The 8,498-nt window shown below is 67.3% G+C and carries 8 protein-coding genes; 4 read left to right on the top strand and 4 right to left on the bottom strand.

What is annotated here, in order from left to right; all coding sequences use genetic code 11:
- Positions 1-182: 182 nt before the first annotated feature.
- The 3 genes from AC1DR7_RS19435 to AC1DR7_RS19445 all read right to left on the bottom strand — a co-directional run bounded on the left by AC1DR7_RS19435 (position 183) and on the right by AC1DR7_RS19445 (position 2,881).
- Positions 183-557 carry a DUF805 domain-containing protein gene (locus tag AC1DR7_RS19435; protein ID WP_256776725.1) on the bottom strand — a complete coding sequence of 125 codons (375 nt, stop codon included), beginning with the start codon at positions 555-557 and terminating at the stop codon, positions 183-185.
- Positions 558-690: 133 nt separating this feature from the next.
- Entirely contained in the window at positions 691-2,136 is a 1,446-nt protein-coding gene (locus AC1DR7_RS19440; RefSeq protein WP_457319717.1) for an amidohydrolase family protein, read from the bottom strand.
- A gap of 139 nt (positions 2,137-2,275) precedes the next feature.
- On the bottom strand, positions 2,276-2,881 hold the full coding sequence (locus tag AC1DR7_RS19445) for a glutathione S-transferase family protein (protein ID WP_457319720.1): 606 nt from the start codon (positions 2,879-2,881) through the stop codon (positions 2,276-2,278).
- A 119-nt stretch (positions 2,882-3,000) separates the two neighbouring features.
- Here AC1DR7_RS19445 and AC1DR7_RS19450 point away from each other — a divergent pair, with 119 nt between their 5' ends.
- The 4 genes from AC1DR7_RS19450 to AC1DR7_RS19465 all read left to right on the top strand — a co-directional run bounded on the left by AC1DR7_RS19450 (position 3,001) and on the right by AC1DR7_RS19465 (position 8,045).
- Entirely contained in the window at positions 3,001-3,981 is a 981-nt protein-coding gene (locus tag AC1DR7_RS19450) for a helix-turn-helix transcriptional regulator (protein WP_256776721.1), read from the top strand.
- A gap of 74 nt (positions 3,982-4,055) precedes the next feature.
- Positions 4,056-4,937, top strand: coding sequence for a LysR family transcriptional regulator (locus tag AC1DR7_RS19455; protein WP_478051316.1), 882 nt, complete (start codon positions 4,056-4,058; stop codon positions 4,935-4,937).
- Positions 4,938-5,109: 172 nt separating this feature from the next.
- The gene (locus tag AC1DR7_RS19460; protein WP_256776719.1) at positions 5,110-5,736 is read left to right on the top strand and encodes a response regulator; all 627 of its coding nucleotides are present in this window, start codon (positions 5,110-5,112) and stop codon (positions 5,734-5,736) included.
- The gene (locus tag AC1DR7_RS19465; protein WP_478051318.1) at positions 5,733-8,045 is read left to right on the top strand and encodes an ATP-binding protein; all 2,313 of its coding nucleotides are present in this window, start codon (positions 5,733-5,735) and stop codon (positions 8,043-8,045) included. The genes AC1DR7_RS19460 and AC1DR7_RS19465 overlap by 4 nt, the downstream gene beginning before the upstream one ends.
- Here AC1DR7_RS19465 and AC1DR7_RS19470 read toward each other — a convergent pair.
- Positions 8,038-8,310, bottom strand: coding sequence for a hypothetical protein (locus AC1DR7_RS19470; protein WP_256776717.1), 273 nt, complete (start codon positions 8,308-8,310; stop codon positions 8,038-8,040). The genes AC1DR7_RS19465 and AC1DR7_RS19470 overlap by 8 nt on opposite strands.
- Positions 8,311-8,498 lie beyond the last annotated feature (188 nt).

Here is an 8,498-nt window from a genome sequence, read left to right on the forward strand (position 1 = left end):
CGCTCGCGACAGACCCGAGCGAAGACACCACCCGATCCACACGCCGCCGGCACCGCCCGTCCACACGCGTAGCGTTGTGTTCAGCTACTACGGCCCTTGCAACAAGACGCCCCCTCAGGGGAGAGAAGAACAAAAAACGCCCCGCAGTGCGGGGCGTCTTCAACTGCTGTACCGCCGGTCGATCAGACCGTCGGCGGCACCGGACCGAAGCGGTTTTCGCCCGGGGTACCCGGCAGCACGTTGAACACGAACAGAATGATGCCACCCACGAACGGAATCAGGCCGAACAGCAGCACCCAGCCGGACTTGTCGATGTCGTGCATGCGACGGATCGCCACGGCGATCGCCGGCACCAGCACCGCCAGCCAGAACAGACCCAACAACGCGCCGAACACGCCCGATACCAGGCCGCTGTCCATTGAAGCGCCAATACCGACGCCGGCGTAGCCAACCACCATCACCAGGAACAGGAACAGCTGGAACATCCAGTATTCCTTGCGACCGGCGCGGCCATCGAACTGGGCATAACGCGTGAGCGGAACAAACATCGATTTCATCGGATTCACTTCATCCTGAAGGAGGAAAAGACCTGCCTCTCCATGGGCGCGGGCGCGCGCCATGTAGCAGGGCGGCGCGCAGGATAGCAGTTGTTCAGGTTCTTTTGGATTGCCGAATCCGGTATTGACGCGCTTACTTCGCCGCCGCCTTCCACCCGGCCACCTTGGCCCCGGTCTGGGACAGCAACGCGTCCAGCGCCTTGCGGTCGTACACGTGGCCGCGCAGCACCACGGTATCGATGGCCCGAGTGGCGGCGATGTCCTCCAGCGGGTTGCGCGTGAGCAGCACCAGATCGGCCGCCTTGCCGACCGCAACGCCACCATAGCGATCCAGCAGGCCGAACCATGCCGGCCCCGCGCGGGTGGCTGCCGACAAGGCCTGCGCCGGCGTCAGCCCTTCCTTGACGAACAGGCTCAGCTCGTCATGCAGGCCGATGCCCGGATAATTAAAGGAGTTGAGGAAGCCCGCATCGGTGCCCGCCATGAGGGTGACGCCGGCCTGCTGCAGCATCGGCAGCACCGCGGCAACCTGATGGTATTGCTGGTGCCGCGCCTGGATCTGCGCCGGCGTGGCGTTGGCTGCGCGTTCGACGCGCCAGGCGTAGGTCGCCTGCAGTTTCGGGCCGATATAGGCCAGGTAAGAATCATTGGCATGGTCGTCCTGGTCGAGGAAATCCAGGATGCGCCCGCCGTTGAGCGTGGGCGTCACATACACGCCGTTGGCGGCAAACCCCCGATAGGCGGCCATGGCAGTGGCGTGATCGAAACCTCCGTCGAGGCGACGATTGGCTTCGGCCCGGTCGATGCGCTGTGCCGCGAAGTCCGCGGCGATGGCAGCCTCGTCCTTGACCCCGGCCTTGTACGCGTAATCCAGGTGCTCGATCGAACTGATGCCCGCGTCCACCGCCTGCTGCACCGTCAAGGCCATCGGGATGTGCCCGGACGCGCGCAGCCCATTGGCACGCGCGCCACGCACCGCAGCCAGGAACAGCTCAGGGGTAAGTGTGCTGTCGGTGATCTTGACGAAGTCGACCTGGTCCTTCTTCAGGCGCACGAAGGCCGCATCGAGGTCGGCCTGGCTGCCCACTTCGAGGGTGCCCTTCCAGACCGGCTTGATGCCTTCGATTTTCGCGCCGGAGGTGAACAACTGCGGTCCGGCCAGGCTGCCGTCGCGGATCTGCCCGCGCCATTGCAGCACCTGCTCGGGCAGATCGCCGGAGGCGTCGCGGATGCTGGTGATGCCGTGTGCGATATAAAGCGGGAGCAGCGCCTTGTTCTCTTCGATCAGCTCGGGACCACCACCAAAGTGCACGTGCATGTCCCACAGGCCAGGCATCAGATAGCGCCCCTTGGCCTCGATGCGCTGTGGCGCGCGCCACTGCGCGGCAATGGCGTGGTCTTCGCCCACCGCGACGATGTCGGCACCGCGCACCACCACGCTCTGGTTGGCCACGGTGCTGGCGTGTTCGACATCCACCACCGTGACGTGGCGGATGATCAGATCGGCCTGCTCGACGGCGAACGCCGGTGCAGCCAACAGCAGCAAAGCGGGAACCAGGGGGCGCAGCAAGGTCTTCATCGGCAGGTTGGTTCAGGGGAACGGGCCACCATAAGACGGTGGCGCGGGCATGCACCAGTGAAATTTCGACATGCCGCACATGCATATTCTGAATACCGTCCCGCCGCATCACTGCGGCGGGACGGGAGCACCCTGCGGCTTAGACGGAACCCTGCATGGCCGGGCGCGCCTGCAGCGCGGTCAACCACGCCTTCACGTGCGGGTGCGCTTCCACGTCGGCGCCGAAGTACACGCCGTAGCCCACCACCGAACCCACCACCAGGTCGACCAGCGAGTAGTCCTGGCCCAGCATCCAGGTTCGTCCCGTCAAGTGTGCATCCAGGATATCCAGCAGGTCATCGACCCCGGCCAATGCTGCAGCGGCGTGGTCATGGTTCTGCAGTGCCTCCTCGCGGGTAGCCAGCCACAGGCGTGACAACAACGCCGCGTAGGTGACGTAAGCCCAGCTGGTCCACGACAGCGCCTGCAGCCGCGCGGGACTGCCTTCCTTCGGCCACAGCCCCTGCGCCACGCCATGCTGCGCGCCCAGCCATTGCAGGATCGCCAGACCCTCGAACAGCGGCGTGCCGTCGACCACCAGGCACGGCACCTTGCCATTGGGATTGATGGCCAGATAGGCCGGTGTGCGCTGCTCGCCGCTGCGGATGTCGATTTCGACCCGCTCGTGCGGCACCGCCAGTTCGGCCAGCGCGCAGGCGACCGGGGTGGCGCTGGACATCGGGTGCCAATAGAAGACGAGGGACATGCGGAACTCCTTGTGGATGATCGTGGGAAACGTGCAGCCGTGCCGGCCTTGCACCCTGCCCACAGGCTAGCCACCATTGCGGACAGAACCTGTCCCCGATCAACCACCACACTGCCGCCATGCTCTCCGCCTCCGCCCGCCTGCTCAGCCTATTGTCCCTGCTGCAATCGCGCCCGCACTGGGCCGGCAACGCACTGGCCGAACGCATGCAGGTGCATCCGCGCACCCTGCGCCGCGACATCGATCGGCTGCGCCAGCTCGGCTACCCGATCCAGGCCAGCAGTGGCGTGGCCGGCGGCTACGCCTTCCGCGCAGGGCGAGCCCTGCCGCCGCTGCTGCTTGACGATGAGGAAGCACTGGCTGCCGCCATTGCGTTGCGCACCGCCGTGACCGGCACCGTCAGTGGTATCGAGCAGACCGCGATCACCGCACTGGTGAAGCTGGAACAGGTGATGCCGCCGCGCCTGCGCAGGCGGCTGGACGCGCTGCGTTCGACCATCCTGCCGCTGGACCAGTCCGGCCCGGTAGTCGATGCCGGCGTACTGGCGGCGTTGGCCGGCGCGTGCCGCGATCAACTGCAGGTGCACTTTGACTATGCCGACCGCAACGACCAGCGCACCCGGCGCCGGGTCGAGCCACAGGGCGTGGTCCACACGGATCGACGCTGGTATCTGGTGGCGTGGTGCACCGCCCGCGAGGACTGGCGCACGTTCCGCATTGATCGCATCGTGGCCGCACCGACCGTGGGCGCGCATTTCAGTCCGCGCCCGGCGCCAGGCAATGGCGACCTCCGCACCTGGGTGGCGCAATCGCTGTCGCTGGGTCAATACAGCGAACAAGCCCGGGTAATCCTGCATGCCCCGTTGGCCAGCATGCAACGGCAGATTCCGACCTCGGCAGGCAGCCTGGAGCCGGTAGACGCGGAGCGCTGCCTGCTGATCTGCGGGGCCAGCCCGCTGGGCGCGATCGTGTACTGGCTGATGGCACTGGACCTGGAATTCGAGGTGCTCGGGCCACCGGCCCTGCAGCAGAAGCTGCACGAGGCCGGGCAACGCGTCGCCCGCAGCCTCGCACGTGCAGAAGCCGCCGCCGGGTATTGAACACGCCCGCGCCGTTTGCCGCCCCCACGGCGCCATGCTAGAACTCCAGCCCCATGCAGCAGATGGATGGCACCATGAGCGCCAGTGCAAAACCGAATCGCAGCCTGTTCGACCTGGACCTGCTGCGGGCCATCGTCACCGTCGCCGACTGCGGCAGCTTCACCACCGCTGCCGCACGACTGCATTCGACCCAGTCCACGATCAGCCAGAAGATCCGCCGCCTGGAGGACATGGCCGGCCACCCGTTGCTGGTGCGCGGCAACCGCGACGTACACCCGACCGACGCCGGCCAGACCCTGCTCGGCCAGGCCCGGCAGATGCTGGCGTTGAACGAGCAGATGCTCCAAGCGCTGGCCGGCGCGACGGTGGCGGTGACGGTGCGGCTGGGCGTGCCGGAGGATTTCGTCACCGCCCGCACCACGCAACTGCTGGGCAGTTTCAACCGCAAGCATCCACAGGTGAAACTGGAAGTCACCAGTGGCCTCAGTCGCGACCTCACCAGCGCATACGATCATGGCGAACTGGACCTGGTACTGATCAAGCAGCGGCGCAACAGCCGTGAAGCCACTGCCTGCTGGGCCGAACCGATGCGCTGGATCGACAGCGCGCGCAGTCCCTGCATCCTGCTGGATCCGGTGCCACTGGTGACCTTCCCGCCCCGCGGCCTCTACCGCGACGACCTGATCGCCGCAGTGGAAGCGATGGGGCGGCGGTGGCGGATCAGCTTCACCAGCTCCAGCCTCGGTGGCATCCAGGGCGCCGTCGCTGATGGCATGGGCATCAGTCTGGTGCCGGCGCGGGCGATGACCCGCGAGCATCGCGCACTGACCCGTCGACATGGCCTGCCGCCCATGGAAAACATGGAGATCGCCCTGCTGCATCGCCCGGGCGCGGATCCGATGGTGCACGAACTCGCTGCACGCCTGGGCAGGCTCATCGAGCGCGAGCAACGCTGATTGGCGAGGTGCCATGCGTGAAGAAGCCGCGCGGAAAGTGACGGCGCTCGCGTACTGCACGTAGGAATCGTCTTAAATTCGTGCATAAACAGCATTGATGCACATGCGAACGGGGAKAATTCGTCAACACTCCCTATTGCGTGCCCCCATTGTCCAACAGCAAACAGATCCCATGAGCGGACAGGCCTCTCCCTGCACCCTGAAGATCGCGCTGCTTGACGACCATGATGTTGTCCGGCACGGCAGCTTCGTCCATCTTTCCGCCGACCCGCGTTTCGACGTGGTCGGCAACCACGCGCACAGCAGCGCACTGATGTTCACCCTGGCAACCCGCCGCGTGGATGTGGCCGTCATCGATTACACCCTCGGCCACGACGACATGCCTGGCCTGGATCTGCTGCACCTGCTGCGCGAGCGCTTTCCCTGGGTGCGGCTGCTGCTGTTCACCGCACACTCCAGCCGGGTGATGGTATCGACCATCATCAGCGCCGGCGCGGCCGGGGTGGTCACCAAAAGCGAGCGCCTGGATGCACTGGCCATCGCGGTGACCCAGGTCGCCACCGGCCTGTGCCGGCTGCCGCACGGCTGTGGCGAGGAACTGGAGGACGCCAGCCTCTCGCGCAGCGAGCGCGAAGTGCTGCGCCTGTGCCTGACCGGGATGAGCGTCAGCGAGATCGCCCTGCGCCGCCATCGCAGCATCAAGACCGTCAGCACCCAGAAGCAGGCTGCGTTCCGCAAGCTGGGGCTGCGCACCGATGGCGACCTGTATACGCTGCGCCACCAGCTGTCGGCACTATGACGGCGCGGCTCGCCCGCCTTTTTGCAGTCACCCTGCTGCTGGTCGTCACTCCGACCAGCGCATCCATGCAGGCCGTGCCGGCCTCGTCAGCGGTGCGCAACGTGCGGGTCGCGCTGGATCCCGCGCAGCGCCGCGCGCTCGCGCTGTCGTCCAGGCCGACGCCGTTTGCCAGCCTTGCCCATGGCTATTCCGAACTGGTGGGCCAGCGCACCGGCATGCGCTTCAAGGCGTCCGCGGCCTCCTCCAGCGTTTCGGCCCTGCAGGCGGTGTGCGAACACGACGCCGACCTGATGCTGCTGCTTGGCGAACTGGAGAATGCGCCGTGCCCGCTCAGCGCCTCCCCGCCGTACTATCGCGGCGAGACACTGGTGGCCGTCCGTCATGCCGGTGCCGCGCAGATCGGCCTGGACGTCAGCCCCCCGCACCGGGTTGCGGTGGTCCAGGGCAGTCGCTATCCGCAGTGGCTGCAGGCGCACTATCCGCAAGTCCAGGTGATCACTGCCACAGACCTGTCCGGCGCGCTCTGGGCAGTTGAGACCGGGGTCACCGATGCCGCGCTCGGCCTGGACATCCTGATCCGCCCGCTTGTCCGCCGCGAGCATGCCGACAGCCTCCTGCTGCGCAGCGCGCCGGACGGCATGCCGGGCAACGTCCGTCTGGTCGCGCGCGCCGCCGACCAGCACATGCTCGACGACATCGACGCGGCGATGCAGGCGATCACCCCGCAACAGCATGCACAGGTGCTGCAGCGGCTGGCGCAGCGAACCTACTTCGATGCACCTTCACTGGCCGCGCTGTTCCGGCATTTCCGCTGGGAGCTGATGGCAACGGGAATGGGCCTGTCGCTGATGCTGGCCACCGGCGCCTGGCTGGTCCGCGCGCATCAGTCGGCGCAGCGCCACGAGCGCAACCAGGCGCGCGTCATCGGGGTGATGAGCCATGAGGTGCGCAACGCGGCGCAGGCCCTGGTGGCATCGGTGGACCTGCTGAGCCAGTCGGGACTGGACAAGGGGCAACGCCAGTTGGTGGACGCCGCATGTGCCGCCGGGGTCGGCCTGCGCCAGCTGCTCGACCATGCACTGGATTACTCACGCACGGCCACCGGCCAATTCGGGCCCTGCATGGGCTGGCACGACATCAACCCGTTGGCGCACGACTGTGTCAACGCGATCCGGCCCGCCGCCGAAGCCAAAGGGCTGCGCATCAGCCTGCTGCTTACCCCCGACCCGCTGCCGCAACTGCGCACCGACGCGACCGCGTTGCGGCAGATACTCAACAACCTGCTCGGCAATGCGTTGAAGTTCACCGCACAGGGCGCTATCGAGGTCCGCTTCCGCCTGCTGCGCCGCCCTGCGGGCAACCGGCTGCAGGTGGCGGTCAGCGATACCGGCGTGGGCATTCCTGTCGAGCGCCAGTCCAGTGTTTTCAAGCCGTTCGCGCAGGCACATGACGACCACTCGCGCGAGATGGGCGGCGTTGGGCTGGGCCTGTCGATCTGCCGCACCCTGGTGCATGCCCTGCAGGGCAACATCGAGCTGCACAGCCAGCCCGGCCAGGGCAGCCGCTTCGAGGTAACGCTGCCGGTTTGCTGTCTCTCCACGAACGCAACGGTGGCGGGCCAGCCACTGGCTGGCCACAGCCTGCTCCTGGTTGAGGACCATGCACCAAGCCGCACCATCGTGGCGCGGCAGCTGGCTGCACTGGGCGCGGCGGTACGCACCTGCTCCGATGGCGCCAGTGCGCTGCGCCTGCAGGCCGCCCACCCCAGCACGCTGCTCATGATCGACTGCGACCTGGCGGACATGAGTGGCTACCAGCTCGCGGCCGCGCTGCGCGGGCTGGAGCGCGCACACGCGCGTCCGGCCGCGTTGCTGGTGGCATTCTCCGGCACCGATTCGCTGGCGCATGTGCAGCGCTGCCGCGCCAGCGGCATGGACGCCGTGTTGGGCAAGCCGCTGGACCCTGCGCAACTGCTGGCGGTAGTGGGCGTGGCGACCGACGAAGGCGCCACATCGGCAGCGGCGATGACCGCGCACGACCCGTCGTGGGCGCCCTTCCTCCACTCCCTACAGCAGGAGGTCCTGGCAGTGCGGCAGGCACGGAAGGATGGCGAACTGCGGCTGGTGCGCTATCACGCCCACCGCGCGGCCGGGGTGCTGCGCATGCTCGGCCACGAAGGGCTGGCCGGCACCGCCGCCGACCTGCACGAGCTGAGCCTGGCCAACACCCTGGACTGGGACGAAATGGACCCGCTGCTCGACCACCTGCAGCAGGCGGTTGCGATGCTGACCGAGGCGTGCGCTATTTGAGCTGCAGCGGATAGCGCTGCCACAGCACGTGTACCAGGAAGCCGGTCAGCTCCGGGTCCTTGCTGCTGATCGCCGCGCGGATCTTGTCCAGCAGCACCATGTCGCTGCAGGAGCGCACGTCGGCGTGCCCGGCCTGGCCGGCACGACGCGCACGGTAGCGCGCAGCGCGCTGCGCATCGGTCATCGCGTAGCCGAACGTGGGCGGACGGCCGCGCTTGCGCGGCAGCGTCAGTTCCAGGGTGCCGGGGTCTTGTTCATCGCGCATGACGGACGGGAATGCGTGCGGGGGCGCGCACGATATCGTGAGACATCACTTTAATCCAGCGTTTTCAGCGGATTTCTGCGTTTGTGGCGATCGAGAGCGCGACCCGGCGGGGACGTCAGCCAGTTGAGGGTGACGAGGACATCGGCCACCGTCGGCCGCGCGCCCTTACCAGCGCCACGCCTCGGCCA

This window comes from Stenotrophomonas sp. P5_A9 (assembly GCF_056400525.1).

Excerpts from the sequence above, each read along its gene's own strand:
- AC1DR7_RS19435 (WP_256776725.1), bottom strand. The coding sequence starts at position 557 with ATGAAATCGATGTTTGTTCCGCTCACGCGTTATGCCCAGTTCGATGGC.
- AC1DR7_RS19440 (WP_457319717.1), bottom strand. The coding sequence starts at position 2,136 with ATGAAGACCTTGCTGCGCCCCCTGGTTCCCGCTTTGCTGCTGTTGGCT.
- AC1DR7_RS19445 (WP_457319720.1), bottom strand. The coding sequence starts at position 2,881 with ATGTCCCTCGTCTTCTATTGGCACCCGATGTCCAGCGCCACCCCGGTC.
- AC1DR7_RS19450 (WP_256776721.1), top strand. The coding sequence starts at position 3,001 with ATGCTCTCCGCCTCCGCCCGCCTGCTCAGCCTATTGTCCCTGCTGCAA.
- AC1DR7_RS19455 (WP_478051316.1), top strand. The coding sequence starts at position 4,056 with ATGAGCGCCAGTGCAAAACCGAATCGCAGCCTGTTCGACCTGGACCTG.
- AC1DR7_RS19460 (WP_256776719.1), top strand. The coding sequence starts at position 5,110 with ATGAGCGGACAGGCCTCTCCCTGCACCCTGAAGATCGCGCTGCTTGAC.
- AC1DR7_RS19465 (WP_478051318.1), top strand. The coding sequence starts at position 5,733 with ATGACGGCGCGGCTCGCCCGCCTTTTTGCAGTCACCCTGCTGCTGGTC.
- AC1DR7_RS19470 (WP_256776717.1), bottom strand. The coding sequence starts at position 8,310 with ATGCGCGATGAACAAGACCCCGGCACCCTGGAACTGACGCTGCCGCGC.